Here is a 16,654-nt window from a genome sequence, read left to right on the forward strand (position 1 = left end):
CACCAATACTCAAAATTCAGTGCACGAAATCAAATATATGTATTTAGGAAGCATACTTCCGCACGTCATTTTTATAATGACCAGATATTACCCCTAAATTCTCATATTTTACAAAAGCATCAGTGCACTTTAGCATAATTTTAAACGATTTAAATTATTTAAGAAGATGGAGAGAGAACATTTGTTTCACTTTTCAGTTCATTTGTTAACTATAAACTTTATATAATTTCAGAATTTTATATATCAACTAAACTTTAAACACTATGAATCGGCTGCTACCAATTGCTATTTTACTCTTTTCTTTCACATTAAACATTTGTGCCCAAAATTTACCCTATGGGTTTCCAGACACAGACAGAACAAAAATTAGTATTAACCAAGGTTGGAAGTTTCATTTAGGAGATCCAAACGCTAAGAACTACTCTGTAGATTTAGATGACTCCAAATGGGAAACCATTAATGTTCCTCATACCCTAAAACTAACTTCATTAACGCTTGATGGTCTTCAAGATGAAAAAACACAACTTGTATTCCATAGAGAGGTTGGGTGGTACAGAAAAAATTTAAAAGTTGAAAACTCTAATAAAAAAGTCTTCCTAGAGTTTGAAGGTGCTCATCAGATAACGGACTTATGGGTTAATGGAAAACATGTAGGGCAACATGCAGTTGGAGGTTACACCCCATTTCATTTTGATATAACCAATTATGTAAACAAAGGTTCAGACAATCAAATTACTTTATTAGTAGATAATAGACGTAACGAAATGGTTCCACCAGACCCAGGTCCATTTGATTATGTAAAATTTAGTGGTCTTTATAGAGACGTTTACCTTGTAGAAACAAACCCTATTCATGTAACCTTTAATTGGGAAACTCTTAATTCTGGTGTTAATATAACAACGCCTACTATTGATGTTGTTAATAAAAATGCAGTCATCTCAGTAAAAACTGCTGTAAAGAACGAAACCAGCGCATCTACAACATGTAAATTACTAACACGGGTTATTGATAAAGATGGACTTGTTGTTCTAAGATTAAGCGAAGAAGCCAATATTTGGCCCGGACAAGAATACCAGTTTAATCAGATAGGTAGTTTAGAAGATAACGTTCACTTTTGGGGCGTTGATTCTCCTTATTTATACAGAGTAAACTCTGTGGTTATTGTTAATGGAAAAGAAGTTGATTTTGTTGAAAATAGAATTGGCTTAAGAAAATTTGAACTAGACCCTATTAGAGGGTTTGTTTTAAATGGAAAACCTATTGAACTATTAGGTGCCAACCGTCACCAGCAATATCCTTATTTAGGAGATGCTCTACCAAATGCTTTGCATTACAAAGATATGGTGCAATTCAAGGAATACGGTTGGAATATTATGAGAACGGCGCATTATCCGCAAGATGATGCTCTCATTGATGCCTGCGATGAACTGGGTATTTTAGTTTATGAAGAGGCGCCTACATGGATTTCAATTTCAGATGAAGGCCTTTGGTGGGATAACCTTGAAACATCTGCAAGAACTATGGTAAGAAACCATAGAAACCACCCATCTATTGTTATGTGGGGAGCTGGTGTAAACCATAGAGGCTACGTTCCACGAGTACATAACACAATTAAGCAAGAAGACCCCATACGTTTAACAGCATCTCAAGGTGCTCGATGGACGGGGTGGCAAACTTCAGGATTAACAGATATTAATGCTAATATGCTCTATGGTCCATTCTTATGGGACAGAAGTGAACCTATTTTTGCCATGGAAGGTGAGCGTGGAGCGCATGCAGTTGCTCCTTTTAAAAATGACCCATTAATGGTTGGTCTAATTTCTTGGACAGCGCATGCCTATTATACCTTTCACCCAAGACACCCTAAGGCTAATAATAAAATTGACAGAACCAGAAGTGGTATGATGACCATCTTTAGAGATCCAAGACCATATCTGGAATGGTACAAATCTGAACTGCTAGAAGAACCGTTTATTAACATTAAAGAAGAGTGGGTACCAGACACCAAAGAGCTTACCGTTTATAGTAATGCTAGCGAAGTTGAATTATCATTAAATGGACAGCTTATTGAAAAAATTAAACCAAGTAATGACACTATATATAAAGGGCTAGATCATGCTCCATTTCATTTTAAGAACATTAAATTTAAATCAGGAAAGTTAACAGCTAAAGGGATATTTCCAGATGGCAAGACAATAGAAACTACAAAGCAAACTCCCGGAAAACCATACGCTATTGAATTAAATCTGGACTCTAAAGACAGACAATTTATTGCTGATGGCAATGACATTTTAGTAGCATATGCAACAGTAGTTGATAAAAATGGAACTCCTGTTCATAACACAAACCATCTTATTAAATTTTCAGTTAAAGGAGATGCTTCTGTAATTGGTGATGACATTAATATTAACGCTAACCCCATGTTCACAGAATATGGTATGGCTCCAGCCCTAATTAGAGCAGGGAATACTACCGGAACTATTTCGGTTACTGCAAAGTGTAAAGGTTTAAAATCAGCAACTAGTTCGGTTAGCTTAATAGCAAACAATAACAATGAAGTAGTTAAAAATGCTAAAGCTATTTATGATTTTAAAACGGAACGTGTAGACCTTGGCGCTCCTGATCAATTATTACAATTTGGATGGCAGCCTTGGTATGGAACCGATAATGCAGATAATACGTATGGTTTTAAGGCATTCAATGGTGTTAAGGCAAAAATTACTAAAGGGTCAAGTGATGGTGTAGTGCGTTGGTTGGGAGAAATGAATGTTATTGGAAAATACGGTTTTGCTTACGGCGAAGGTATTATTGCTATTGACGATAAAGGGGTTAACCTAGTTTTTGAAAATCTTCCTAAAGGCACTTATAAGTTAACAACATGGCATCATGCTCCAAGCAGCAATTCAGATTCTATGGATCCTAATAGAGATAAATTAAAATCTGTAACCATACATAAACTTCCTTACGAAAAAGACATCGTAATTAGCTCTGAGGCCTTAGTTGGTGAAAAGTCCATTAATGGAAAAGTAACTGAAGGTAAGGAAATGCAATGGGAAACTCCAGGAGTTAGTATAATTGAGTTTACGGCTAACGGAAGTACGCCTGTTACTATAAATTTCAATGGAAAAGGAAACAAAGGAGTTTGGTTAAATGCCTTTGAACTAAGTGAATGGAAATAACCATTAACTATTCTAGGCATGAAACATTTTAGTCTAATTGTGATTCTTAGCTTTATAACAGGAATCAATATTTATGGCCAAAGCGCAACTAATTTAACCGACAAACACAGGTTAATCATATTGGCAGATATGGGTAATGAACCGGACGAAATGCAACAAATGATTCATATGATTACCTGCTCTAATGAATTTGATATTGAAGGACTTATAGCAGTAACTGGAAAATACATAAGACCTGGCTCTCACCTTGGCGAGTATAACTGGGTTACGCATCCAGAATTGTTCATTAGTATTATTGATGCCTATGCTAAAGTTTTAGATAATTTAAAACTTCATTCTAGCGGATGGCCCGAACCAAATTATTTAAAATCTATTGTTGCCCCCGGACAAAAGGGTTATGGCATAAAAGATGTTTCTGTAGGCAACTCCAGTGCTGGTTCTGATCTCATTATTAAAGCAGTAGAAAAAGATGATTCCAGACCAATATGGGTTGTGGTTAATGCTGGTTCAAATACTTTGGCTCAGGCATTAGTAGACTATAAAGCTACCCATAGTAAGCAAGAGCTAGACAGTTTTATTGCTAAACTCCGTGTCTTTGAGAATGGTTCCCAAGATAACGCTGGTGCTTGGATATGTAGCAAGTTTCCAAAAATTCATTGGATACGTAGCAATTACCAAACCTATGCCTATGGCGGGCCTACCAATAAAAATTTAGGGCCTAACTTTTGGACTCCATTTGATAATTCAACGAACGGACAACTAGAATGGCTTAAAAAACATGTTATGACAGACCATGGTGCTTTAGGTGAATTATATCCTGAGAGAAGGTTTCATGCTTGGGGCGATGGTGTTGTAGGCTTTATGGAAGGTGGAGGAACTATCCCTTGGATGGGATTAGTTAACAAGGGGCTTTTTGATATTAACCAACCTTCTTGGGGAGGTTGGGGTGGACGCTTTAGTAAGCGCAAAACTCCAGATTTTTGGTCCAGACACAAGGACATAAAAGAAGATGAAATAAAAGTGGCACCCTTTTACACCTACAGAGAAGTTAGTGACCATTGGAAAAATCCAGAAACTGGTAAAACATACAACAACAATTATGTGCCAATCTGGAGATGGAGAGCTGCCATGTACAATGACCAAATTTGTAGAATGGACTGGTGTGTGAAATCTTTTAAAGAAGCCAACCACCATCCTATTGCCGCCTTTAATGGAGACGTCTCTAATACTATCATTAGGCTAAATGCTAATGCAGGAGAAATTATAGATCTTGATGCTACTGCATCTAAAGATCCAGATGGAGACCAGTTGAATTATCACTGGTGGATTTACCAAGAAGCGGGAACCTATTCGGGTGAAGTTTATATTGAAAATGCGCATACGTCAAAAACTAAATTACGTATTCCAACTGGTGCAGTGGGTAGTCAAATCCATCTTATTTTAGAGGTTAAAGATGCAAATAAAATTGCGTCTTTATTTGATTACAGACGCATTGTAATAGATGTAGATAATGTAATTACTGGTCAGTAAGTATGTTATTCATTCCCTACATGCACAACTGGAAACGTGATAGACTATTCTAAATAAAAACCACAAACTAATAAAAATGAAAACTAAACTTAAAAACATTAAACCCTGGACTATTATATTGATAGTTTTCCTTGTTTTGTCATGCAAGGAAACACCCAAAACAATCAATATTTTTGTTGATGAAACCACAAAGTCTGAAATTCAATACGGCATTACAAAACTTGAAGAAGCTCTTCAAAATTATGGTTTAGCAATGAACGTAGTTGAAAATTCTGCAGAAGCTCAATTAATATTTAAAAATAATGCCAAGGATAAAGAAAATGATAGTTTTGAGTTAAGTATTAATGAAGGCCAATCTACACTATCGGCATATAATACACGTGGTTTTTTATATGGCTTACAGCATATTAGGGAACAGTTAAGAATAGGAAAATCATGGCATGAACTTACCCCTAAAACTGTTAATGCACACTACGGATTTAGGGCTATTAAATTTAATTTACCCTGGTATTCGTATAGAAAAGGAGAAAACCTTGCGCTTCATCATGACACCTGTAAAGACCTAAAATTTTGGGAATCTTTTCTCGATATGATGGTAGAAAATAAGTTCAATGTACTTTCATTATGGAATTTACATCCCTATATGTATATGGTAGAATCTGAAAAGTTTCCTAAATCTAAATCCTTTACAGATGAAGAATTCAAAGAATGGCAAGCCTTCCACAGAGGCATCTTTAAAATGGCTAAAGATCGTGGAATAGACACCTATGTTTTTAACTGGAACATATTTGTTTCAGATGAATTTAGTAAGGCTTACAATATTGGAGAATACAAAAAGGGCAGCGGTTTTGGAACTTTTTGGGGAGAAGGAGAAACTAATGCACTTCTTGAGGAATACACTAGAGAAATGGTTACCAAAACCATAAACGAATATCCAAACCTAACTGGAGTTGGTATTACATTGGGAGAACGTATGGGAGGCATGACTTCGGAAGAACGCAGGGATTGGATTAATAGAACTTTTGTTAAAGCCTTAAAAGACGCCGATAGAGAGGCGAAATTATTCTACAGAGCTCCTTTATCCGCAGGTTTAACAAGTCATGGCACTGTTAGTAAATCTACCGAAATTTTAACCAGAGAAGCCATTGAAAACATAGGATTAGAAAACGATGTGTACCTAGGTTTTAAATTCAATTGGTCTCATGGGCATTCTTCTCCAAAGCTTTGTATTGTACATGGTGGTATCTTAACAGACACCTATTGGAATCCTAAACCTAAAAATTACAAAGGTGTTTACACCGTTAGAAATGAGGATTTCTTTGCTTTACGTTGGGCGCAACCCGATTTTATTAGAGATTTTATAAATAACAATAGTCAGGATTATATTGGAGGAACAATTATTGGTTCGGAGACTTATATTCCGGCAAAAGATTATATTACCAAAGAAGAACATCGTACATGGAATTATGCCTTTGAGAGACAGTGGCTATTCTACAAAGTTTGGGGAAATTTACTTTATGATTCCGATACTCCAGACGCCTATTTTGAAGATGCGCTAAAACAAAAATTCAACATAACAGAAGCCTCAGAATTAATAAAAGGTTGGAAATTGGGTTCTATGAATGCTAATCGTTTGGCAAGCTTTTTTCAAGGTAGATCTGACGGAACATTATATACAGAAGGTTTTAAAGCTAAACGCGGTAAATTTATAGACATTGAACAGTTTATTAATCATCCGGTTCTAGATTCAAGTTATGTAAACATAAAAGATTTTGTTGCCGGTAATTTTGAAGACGCTCAGATAACTCCAATCGAATTGGCTGATATTGCAGAAAAAGAAAGCAAGGAAGCTATAGCAATAGCCAATGCGTTAAAAGCAGAGCACCCTGAAAATAAATTGTTACAGATTGAACTAAGTGATATTGAGGCTTGGGGTCATTATGGACTATATTTTGCATCTAAACTTAAAGGTGCAGTTGCTTTACAAACGTATAAATTAAAAGGTGATAAAACGCAACAAACCGAGGCAATTAACCACTTAGAAAAAGGGTTACAACACTGGAAAAGTTTAACCGAAGCAATGGAACGTTACAACGTACCTGTAATGCCAAATCAATTTGATAAAGCATTTTCATGGCGAAAACATATTAAGGATGCAGAAAATGATATTCTAGTCGCTAAAAAAGACTAGTGTTGCTAAACAAAAAATCCCGTTATTAAAACTAATAACGGGATTCTTTTTGGGTTGGATTTATTTATTGCTTCTGCACATAAACTACCCAATCTTTGTCCTTATCTTTTGGAGGTAGCCCTAAAGATTGCTTACCTGAACCTTTAATAGCTTTTACCTTACCTTTTTGAAGTTTCCCTCCTTTTCTTGGGTTATACCAAACGACAGTATACTCTCCTGCATTATCTTTTAAATCAAGCGTAGATTCGCCACCATTCTTTAAAAACACAATGTAATCTTTACCTTCGTTAGCTAAAACATAATCCCCTTCAGAAGACACCAAGGCATCATTAGAAGTCATTTCCCAAACTGGCACCTTATTATCCTTAAAAAAGTCTAAACATATTTTTCCTTGATCCCAAAACAAATCTCTTGATCGATAGTCTTGACATGTTAAGTCTGAATGATCATGTTTATACCCAAAATACCACTCGGTTCCCCAAGCACCAGCCATCATTGCTCCCCATAAACCATTCTTTCTGGCATCGTTGTGTTCTGGGTTGTCTTTGTCTGGAACCAAAGAATGCTGGGCATCTCCAGGTTCATCACAAGCCACAGCCCATGTTTTCCCTTCTGCTTCAGCCTCTTTTAGTATTCTTAATACACTTTTATGTACATTCCTAAAATCTGCCTTATTTGTTTGTAAAGACGCCCCTGTAAATTTGCTGTTTTTCCCGTAAACACCTGTAAACCAATTTCCATTATGGATAACAATATGATGATTATAAGGATCTATTGCATTTACATAATGCGCCAATGTTAACCTTCCTTGCACATCTACAGGAAAGGTTCTTGGAGGGTTTTGCCAATCTCCAGTTTCCTCACATAAATTCCAGTTTAATGCCAAATGATGACCAAAACGCGCTATTAATTCTCGGTAATACAGCTTCGTATAAAGTCCAACACCACCATTATCTAATAACCCTTGATTTTCAGCTTCTAAGGTCTTAAAATGAAGAAACATTCCTAATTTTTCGCCATGAGAGAAAACCGTCTCCCATTGATCTAGTTTAGAAACATCAAATCTGTCATAAGTGTTATAATCTACATATGGGAATACATTTTTATCATCACCTTGAATATTCATGGTTATAAAAGAAAACACATTCATGCCCTTTGAAGCTAAATAATTGACTGCTCCAATTAAATCTTTCCCCTTACCATCTTTCCATGTTGGGTCTCCTTCTTTCCAATCTTGCTCATGAGCTTCCCAAGATTTCACCAAATCATCTTTAATACCATCATTATGAAAGGTTCCATCAAACTCTTCATAAGCTAAAAAGTTTTCAGGTGCATCTGCACCACACTTTAAAAAGTATTCACCATTTCCTGCAAATTTCAGATAACGTTCTCCAACATATTCCAAACGTCCTTTAGCTCGCATATCGCGTCCTGTTTTATCTGTTTCAGCGATATTAATGCTGCCTTCCTTACCATCCATAAAACCAGCAGGTTTCAACTTTTTGGATACACGAACTGCCGCCCATTTATGCTTTACAAATCGAACTTTATAGGTCCATTCACCCACCTCATCTGGAGAAAAATGGACACGCCATATATTTCCAGAGGTTGCTCCTGTATTTCCTGCATCTCCATCGGCTGCAAAATACCCAGGAATAACATATGATTTTCCAGAATTACTATGTTTAAAAGTTACATCTAATTTGTAATTTAAAAACGGATTTTCTTCAGCATCTTCTGAAGTTTCTGGCCCTTCAAAATCTAAAGTGACTTTATGCCATTTTTTTAATTCGCCTTTTACATTTTGAGCTTCAGATAGCTGAAACAAAAAAGCTAAAGCTAGTAAAACAACTAAGGTGTTCTTTTTTGTAAACATGATTTATTTCTTTTTATATAGTTCTTCAATAGTCCAATACGAGTCTCTTTCTCCTATTTTATTTTTGATGTTTTTAAGTCGCCATTCTGGAATAGGTCTGGCATTATTTAGTTCTGTTCTTATATAAGTTAATACACTTGCCAACCATTTATCATCTTGATGTTTCATACCTACCATAACCCCAGAATATTCCTTTCCATCAATTGGTCCTGTAAGTCCATTAAGTAGAATTTTTGAAACAATTTCCTGATTTCCAGTTACCCTAGGAGATCCCACTAATGACGGTGCCAAATCACCAATACCTTTTCCATCCTTACCGTGACAAGCCGCACAAATACTTTGGTAATTCTTATACCCCTCTATTATGGCTTTCTTAACTCTACTGCTTTGCAGAATATGCTTTTTTCTTAGTTGTTCTAAAATTGGAGGTTCTTCTTTTAAAGCCTCTGCTCCAACTAAAGCAATCACTTTATTTTCTGAATGGTTATCCATAATATGCTGAGTTACCGCCTTAGTTTCTGGTGTTTTATGGGTAGAAAAAGAATGTATCAATTGAAGTGGTATATCAATATTTTCATCATCTTTTAACGCTGCCATAGCCTCCGAAACCGTTTCATTGTTTTGTTTTATAAAAGGTTCTCCTAATCGTAAAGCAGCTTGTTTAACCCTATCGTCAGTATCTTTTAAAGCTTCAATAACCATACTTTCAGTAATAGCATCTAAGCCTTCCAAAGTCCAAAGCGCATGTAATCTTCCTAAAGCACTTTTAGCTGAAGTAGCACTACCCTTTAATTTTGAAACTACAGATGTATCTCCTTTTAATATGATTAATTTTTGTGCGTTGATACGATACCAACCATTATCATGACTTAAAAACGGAATTAATTCTTCAGCCGTTTTATCTAAAAGCTTAATTGGTTTAGATGGTGTCATTTCGTTATGAACAATTCTATAAATTCTACCTTTACCAATATTTTTATCAAAGCCCATTTTTTCTATTACTGGCCTTAAAAAACTTCCTTTTCTAGTCCAGTTACCCTCTTGAATAATGCCTCTATACATATCCACTACGTATAAACACCCATCTGGCCCGGTTTTCATATCAACAGGTCTAAAATTAGCGTCGGTAGAGGCTAAAAACTCTGTTTCTTTATAAGTATTACTTAAAATTGTTTTTCCGTCTACACGATCAATTTTTGCACGTCTAATTAATCTTCCAACGGGTTCTGGGATAAATAAATCGCCGTACATAGGCAATTTATCTCCAAGAAAAATGGCTTGTCCGCAACTAGCCGTAAAATGATTTAAAGTACCGTCTTCTCTTAAACGTTTTAATCCTCCCTGTACATCTGGGGTCCCAATAATGGGCCATACGGAGTCAAAACTCTTTTCTTTTTGGCCTTCTAATTCAAGTGTTCCGTAAGCCGGATGACGTTGAAATCCTAAAGCTGGATTCTCCCCTCCTGCACTCGAATAATACATTTGTCCACTTTCATCTTGAGTAAGTCCCCATTGTCCACTTGGGGCATCTAGTAATGTATCTGTTTCAATTTTATTATGAGTAAATCTATAGCGCACAGAACCTTTAGACAAATACATATAGTTATCTATATTCCAAAGAATACTTGCTGTTTGATGTTCTAAGTTCCCATTATCTCGTTTAGGTGCATCCAATAGTTTAATCTTTTCATCTGCCACATTATCACCATCTGTATCTCTATAACTCCACATATGCCTGTTATAGGTTTCTCCAATAATTACCCTATCATCTAAGGGCATAATTATTCTAGGCAATATTAAACTATCAATAAACACCGTACTTTTATCCATTCTGCCATCTCCATTAGTATCTTCTAATACAGAGACACGACTCCAAGGTTCATTTTCATTAGTACCATCTACATCTTGCATATATGTTAGCATTTCTGCTACATATAACTTACCATTACCATCCCATTCCATAGCAACGGGCTCATTAATCATGGGTTCACTGGCAACCAATTCAATACTATACCCCTCAGGTAAATACATGGTTTTGATACTTTCTTCGGGTGATAAAAAATCTACCTTGGGAATCTTTACCAAAGGAGGCTTCTTATAGATAACATCTGTATATTGTTTTTCTGTTTCTTTTTTACAACTGGTTATTGTAAAAAGAACCATTGTAAAAATTAAAGGGAATAGTTTAATCAGTCTCATGTAACTCTTTTTAGTTTTCGGCAAAATACAGTATTCCCATCTTCCTTTTTATAAGATTTTACTTTTATTAGAATACAAATGATTCTTTTAACTCCTGGTAAATTCATTATTTCAAACTTAAAAAAAAAGACAAAACCAAGTGAGCAATGACCTATTTACACCCTATTTTGGCCTTTATTTTCGACTATACAAAAGCTTAACAAAAAAAAGCGCGTTGAAATGATCAACGCGCTTTTAAAGACATAATATATCTCCCTTTAAGCTGCTAAACTATTAGAATAGGCAACAATAATGATACCCACGACCATACATGTTAAACCTAAGTATAAAAAGTTTTTAGCCTTCGCGGAAGCTTTTACCCATTCTTTGGTTATCAATCCACTTACAATAGCAGTTACAACGCAAGCAGTATTAAAGATTGCGTACCCAATACTACCTCCTAATTCTCCTAATTTGAAGGCTGCATATGCAAATACTACTGAAGCTGCAAAATTGAATATCCCCATAATGGTTGTTAACATTAAGTTTTTACCTAAGTGTGGTGTTTTAAACTTACCCCATAATTTTTTAGCTGTTAATTGCTGCGCAAAATAAATAGCAATGGCAACACCTCCTGCCATATAAATAACATACATTACAGCAATGGCACTTTTCCATGAAGGGTTTCCTTGTGCTTGAGAAGCTTGATCTATAATTTCAGCACCATAAGAATTAGCAAAACTAAATCCAGTAGCCAATAATCCTCCAATAACAGCAATAAGAATCCCTGTTATCATAGAACCACTTTTCTTTTCAGTGTTGGCTTCATCTCCTTCTTCATCTTGTTGACGAATAATCCCTGCTCTACCGTTAGCCATAACACCAACAAGTACGACTAATAAACCAGCAAGAATTGTTAAGAATATATTGGTTGCAGGAACACCGTTTACAAAGAATGGTATTAGAGAACCAACCAAGATAATAGTTCCAATAAATATTGAAAACCCAAGAGACAATCCAATATAATTAATTGCTTTACCCCACATCATGGCTCCAATACCCCAAGCAACACTTGATACAATCATACCAATTAATACATCTGATGGTATGGCTCCTAAAATATCCGAAAAGCCATCAATTAATAAAAATGCAGCTACGTTTGGAACTACAAATGTATTGATAGCAAAAAACATACTCCATGTATTCTCAAAAGCATAATCTTTGGTAAATTTTTCTGGTAATGCATATAACCCTAATAATAAACCGGCTAAAATGGCAAATAAAACACCTGTAATCATAATTAATTAGTTTTTAGTTAGTATAATTTGTTCTCTTATTTAAATTTGAAAATTGTTGTACTTTCAAAAGTATCACCCGCTTTTGTTATCGATCCTGGTGAATTTTCAATGTTCGGACCATTTGGATAACGGTGTGTTTCACAACAAAATGCTCTGTATTTTCCAAACGGTGTTCCATCTTCACGCTTTAAATCATCAGAAGTATACTTTCCTGTATATAACAACATACAAGGTTCTGTTGTGAATACATCTAAAGTTAAATCTTTTGATGGGTTTGTAATTGAAGCTGTTTGGATTAAATCTGATGTTGCATTATCAAACACATAAAAGTGTTCAAAACCATCGCCCATGGCTTGATGCACATCGGCAATTCGTTTAGGGTTTCTTAAATCATCTGCTTTACCTTCCAAATCCAAAATTACTCCAGTAGCGGCACCAGTATCATCAGTTTCTAAACGCTTATTTGTATTTACCTGAGCGGTATGATTTTCTATACTTTGAGAAAATCCACTTAAATTAAAATAGGTATGATTGGTTAAAGACAATGGCGTATCGGCATCTGGTTTTGCATTGTAATTAATATGTAATTCATTATCATTAGTAATACTAAATACAACCGTTACATCTACATTTCCAGGAAAGCCTTCTTCTAAACTTTCACTAGCCAGTGTCATTTCGAGAGCAGCGGCAGCCCCATTAACATCAACTTCTTTAGCAACCCAAACTTTTTTATCATAACCAACGGCACCACCATGCAAGTTGTTTGGTCCGCAATTATCTGCCAACTTATACTCCTCACCATTTAAAGAAAATTTTGCATCCTTAATTTGCGAGCAGTAACGTCCTACCGTGCATCCAAAGTAAGGCGAATTATTCTTGTAATCTTCTCCAAAATAACCTTCTAGGGTATCAAATCCACAAGCCACTTCACGGATTTCATCATCTACAGGTACTTTTAAGGATGTAATAGTTGCACCATAATTAGTTATTTTCACAGTCATACCCTTATCATTTGACAAGGTAAACAGCTCAATATTTTGATTATTGAATTCTCCAAAATTAGATTTAGTAGTACTCATATGTCTTAATTTAGTTTAGTTTTTATTTCTTCTCAAATGGTGCTAATTTTTCCCAATTAAAAATCACACCAACACCAGGATAATCTGGCGCTACTGCTCTGTAGTTTTCAACTACAAGAGGCCTTGTTGTATATTCATCTATTGGAAAACTATGTACTTCTAGCCAACCAGCATTTGGTTGTGCAGACACCAAGCTAACATGTAACTCTTGCATACCATGAGAACATGCAGGAACTCCATGTTTATCTGCTAATCTTGCAGCAGCTAACCAACCCGTTACACCTCCACAATTTGAAGCATCTGGTTGTACAAAAGATAATTTAGCCTGATCCATAGCATATTCAAACTCATGAATAGTATGTAGATTTTCTCCCATAGCTAAAGGAAAACCAGTCCTATCAACTATTTCTCCAAAACCTTTATAATTATCAGGAATGATAGGTTCTTCAAACCAAGTGATATCATATTGCTTAAATCCTTCTATTGCTTTAATAGCCTTTTCTACATCCATGGAGTAATTGGCATCTACCATAAACTTAACATCTGGACCAACAAATTCTCTTACTGCTTTAATTCGCTCTAAATCTTCTTCTAGATTTTCTCTTCCAATCTTAATTTTTACAGCTTTATATCCTCTGTCTAGGTAGTTTTGCATGTTGCCCAATAACTTTTCTATTGGATACATTAAATCTATACCACCACAATACGCTTTACAAGTATTATCAACACCACCTGCCATTTTCCATAACGGTAGACCGGCTTTTTTACATTTAATATCCCATAGTGCTATATCTACAGCAGAAATAGCAAAAGATGCTATACCTCCTCTACCAACATAATGAATGTGCCATTCTAGAAAATCATAAATACCATCAATATCGGTTCCATCCTTTCCAACTAATACACCAAAATCATAATCTACCATAGCTTTTATGGCTCTTCCTCCTTTTCCTCCAGTATACGTGTAACCAGTACCCTCGCTTCCATCTTCGAGGGTAATGGTTACTGTGACTAACTCAAAATGATAATGATCTCCATGTTTTGCATCAGACATCACCTCTGGTAATGGCACTTCAAATAAACGTGCATCTACTTTTGAAATTTTTGTACTCATTTTTATCTTAATATTATGGGAAGCTCTACAGGTGTAGCCGCTCCTAAATCTTTACTTCTTTTACTTGGTAAGGCATTACTAATTACAATTTTGTAGTTGCCTTTTATCCATTCTTTTTCGCCGTCTAAATTGGTTTGAAAAAAGCTCTTATTAGAAATCAAAAATTTTACACTTTGCTTTTCTCCTGGCTTTAATGCAATTCTTTTGAATGCCTTCAAAGCATAAAAAGGCAGGTAACCTTTAGTATCTTCTGGAACTAAATAAGCTTGTACAACATCTTCTAAATTCAAATTACTTTTATTGCTAATGTCTATAGACACCTCAAAATCTTCTTTATTCTTCTTTAGTTTATTAGAATTAACAATAGGGTTTTCTAAACTTGTTTCTCCGTAACTTAAACCAAAACCAAATGGGTACATTGGCTCTTTTTCCATGTACTTATAGGTTCTTCCTTTCATATTATAATCAACAAAAGGAGGTAATTGTTCTACATTCTTTGGAAATGTTACGGGCAAATGTCCTGATGGAGAAACATCTCCAAACAACACATCTGCAACAGCATTTCCGCCTTGCTCCCCAGGATACCACATTAAAACAATAGCATCTACCAAAGGTTCCACTTCTTCCAGAGAAACCGCACTACCGGTTCCTATTACTAAAATTAAAGGTCCTTTTTTCTTTTTGTTTATTTCTTTAATATAGTCTATCTGACTTTGTGGTAAACGTAAATGTTTTCTATCGCCTTTAGATTCTGAAGCTATAGCATCTACTTCTTCTCCTTCAATTTCATTGGAAATACCAGCCACTAAAATTGTAGCCTCTACTTCTTTAGCAACGTTTGGTGCCCAATTCTTAGGATTTAAGTTTGCCGTAAAGGGCAACACACCTTGTCTATAGTTTAGAGAGGTTCCTAACGATACCTTTTCTGTTACACCTTCTAAAACCGTAACTAAATCTGAAGACATCCCATAATAGTTGGCCATTAAAATATTAGTTGAAGACGAAAATGCCCCAGTAACATACAATGACTTAATATCTTTTTTTAGTGGCAGTACATTATTTTCGTTTTTAAGTAAAACAATAGATTGTTGTGCCACTTTTCTAGCTAAATCTTTATGCTTTTGAGAGTTAATAACCTCCGTTCCTAAACTGTTGTATGGATTACTTTCTATTTTATCAAAAAAGCCAAGTTTAAACCGTGTTAAATACAATTGTTTTAAACGTTGGTCTACTAATTCTTCTTTAATTAATCCTTTATCTACAGCTTTTTTTAATCCACTTTTATAAACCCATCCGCAATTTAAGTTTACACCTGCTAACAATGCTAAAGCCGATGCTTCTTCGGCAGATTTAGCTTTTTTATGACCTTTAAGAATATCTCCTAATGCGCCACAATCTGATACTATGTACCCATTAAACCCCCATTTCTTCTTTAGGGTCTCATCCATTAGGAACATACTTGATGTTGCAGGTTCACCAAAAACAGCATTGTAAGCTCCCATGACCCCTTCTACTTTGCCCTCTGTTACCAGAGCTTCAAAAGCTGGGAAATAGGTCTCATATAAATCTAACTTAGAGGGTATTGCGTTGAAACTATGACGTAATTCTTCTGGACCGGAGTGCACCCCAAAATGTTTAGCACAAGCTGCGGCTTTTAAATATTTAGGATGATCTCCTTGAATTCCTTGAACATAGGCTACTCCTATTTTAGACATTAAATACGGGTCTTCTCCATAGGTTTCTTGCCCGCGGCCCCAGCGAGGATCTCTAAATAGGTTTACATTTGGAGACCAAAAAGTTAAACCTGCATATTTCCCTCTATTATTTATTGATAGGGATACCTGAAATTTAGCTCTAGCTTCATCGGTTATAGCAGAAGCAACTTGTTTAATCAATCCAGGATTAAAAGTGGCTCCCATAGCTATTCCTTGCGGAAAAATAGTAGCCTTACCATTTCTAGCAACACCATGTAACGATTCGTTCCACCAGTCGTATTCTGGTACGCCCAATCGTTCAATAGCAGGTGAGCTAGACGTAAACTGACTACACTTTTCGTCTAGTGTCATAGCCTGAATTAACAAATCTGCACGTGCTTCAAAAGCAATAGATTCGTCAAACCACTTAAACTCTTTTTGAGCGAACATGTTACATGTTATACTCAATACCCAAATGATTACTACTTTTTTCATTAAAAACTAAACAGGCTCGA

9 protein-coding genes are annotated in these 16,654 nt (G+C 35.5%); 3 read left to right on the forward strand and 6 right to left on the reverse strand.

What is annotated here, in order from left to right:
• Positions 1-263: 263 nt before the first annotated feature.
• From FUA24_RS05910 to FUA24_RS05920, 3 genes are all read left to right on the forward strand, one after another.
• Positions 264-3,179 carry a glycoside hydrolase family 2 TIM barrel-domain containing protein gene (locus tag FUA24_RS05910; RefSeq protein ID WP_246146963.1) on the forward strand — a complete coding sequence of 972 codons (2,916 nt, stop codon included), beginning with the start codon at positions 264-266 and terminating at the stop codon, positions 3,177-3,179.
• 18 nt (positions 3,180-3,197) lie between these two features.
• Positions 3,198-4,709: a DUF1593 domain-containing protein gene (locus FUA24_RS05915; protein WP_148540540.1), complete on the forward strand. Its 1,512-nt coding sequence runs from the start codon at positions 3,198-3,200 to the stop codon at positions 4,707-4,709.
• A gap of 76 nt (positions 4,710-4,785) precedes the next feature.
• Positions 4,786-6,900 carry a hypothetical protein gene (locus tag FUA24_RS05920; RefSeq protein WP_148540541.1) on the forward strand — a complete coding sequence of 705 codons (2,115 nt, stop codon included), beginning with the start codon at positions 4,786-4,788 and terminating at the stop codon, positions 6,898-6,900.
• A 64-nt stretch (positions 6,901-6,964) separates the two neighbouring features.
• On the opposite strand, the gene FUA24_RS05925 is transcribed toward FUA24_RS05920, so the two are convergent.
• From FUA24_RS05925 to FUA24_RS05950, 6 genes are all read right to left on the reverse strand, one after another.
• Positions 6,965-8,776 (reverse strand): DUF5060 domain-containing protein, encoded by a 1,812-nt coding sequence (locus FUA24_RS05925; protein ID WP_148540543.1) that lies wholly within the window; start codon positions 8,774-8,776, stop codon positions 6,965-6,967.
• A gap of 3 nt (positions 8,777-8,779) precedes the next feature.
• Entirely contained in the window at positions 8,780-10,975 is a 2,196-nt protein-coding gene (locus FUA24_RS05930; protein WP_148540545.1) for a DUF7133 domain-containing protein, read from the reverse strand.
• A gap of 257 nt (positions 10,976-11,232) precedes the next feature.
• Positions 11,233-12,252 (reverse strand): L-rhamnose/proton symporter RhaT, encoded by a 1,020-nt coding sequence (locus tag FUA24_RS05935; protein WP_148540547.1) that lies wholly within the window; start codon positions 12,250-12,252, stop codon positions 11,233-11,235.
• Between the two features lie 35 nt (positions 12,253-12,287).
• Positions 12,288-13,331, reverse strand: coding sequence for an aldose epimerase family protein (locus FUA24_RS05940; protein ID WP_148540549.1), 1,044 nt, complete (start codon positions 13,329-13,331; stop codon positions 12,288-12,290).
• Positions 13,332-13,353: 22 nt separating this feature from the next.
• Positions 13,354-14,445 carry a mandelate racemase/muconate lactonizing enzyme family protein gene (locus FUA24_RS05945; RefSeq protein ID WP_148540551.1) on the reverse strand — a complete coding sequence of 364 codons (1,092 nt, stop codon included), beginning with the start codon at positions 14,443-14,445 and terminating at the stop codon, positions 13,354-13,356.
• A 2-nt stretch (positions 14,446-14,447) separates the two neighbouring features.
• Complete coding sequence (locus FUA24_RS05950; RefSeq protein ID WP_148540553.1) at positions 14,448-16,634, reverse strand: glycoside hydrolase family 3 C-terminal domain-containing protein; 2,187 nt, start codon at positions 16,632-16,634, stop codon at positions 14,448-14,450.
• Positions 16,635-16,654: the final 20 nt, after the last annotated feature.

This window comes from Seonamhaeicola marinus, assembly GCF_008085455.1.

What these genes read in the sequence shown, in the direction of transcription:
- FUA24_RS05910 (WP_246146963.1), top strand. Translation starts at nt 264, where the DNA reads ATGAATCGGCTGCTACCAATTGCTATTTTACTCTTTTCTTTCACATTA.
- FUA24_RS05915 (WP_148540540.1), top strand. Translation starts at nt 3,198, where the DNA reads ATGAAACATTTTAGTCTAATTGTGATTCTTAGCTTTATAACAGGAATC.
- FUA24_RS05920 (WP_148540541.1), top strand. Translation starts at nt 4,786, where the DNA reads ATGAAAACTAAACTTAAAAACATTAAACCCTGGACTATTATATTGATA.
- FUA24_RS05925 (WP_148540543.1), bottom strand. Translation starts at nt 8,776, where the DNA reads ATGTTTACAAAAAAGAACACCTTAGTTGTTTTACTAGCTTTAGCTTTT.
- FUA24_RS05930 (WP_148540545.1), bottom strand. Translation starts at nt 10,975, where the DNA reads ATGAGACTGATTAAACTATTCCCTTTAATTTTTACAATGGTTCTTTTT.
- FUA24_RS05935 (WP_148540547.1), bottom strand. Translation starts at nt 12,252, where the DNA reads ATGATTACAGGTGTTTTATTTGCCATTTTAGCCGGTTTATTATTAGGG.
- FUA24_RS05940 (WP_148540549.1), bottom strand. Translation starts at nt 13,331, where the DNA reads ATGAGTACTACTAAATCTAATTTTGGAGAATTCAATAATCAAAATATT.
- FUA24_RS05945 (WP_148540551.1), bottom strand. Translation starts at nt 14,445, where the DNA reads ATGAGTACAAAAATTTCAAAAGTAGATGCACGTTTATTTGAAGTGCCA.
- FUA24_RS05950 (WP_148540553.1), bottom strand. Translation starts at nt 16,634, where the DNA reads ATGAAAAAAGTAGTAATCATTTGGGTATTGAGTATAACATGTAACATG.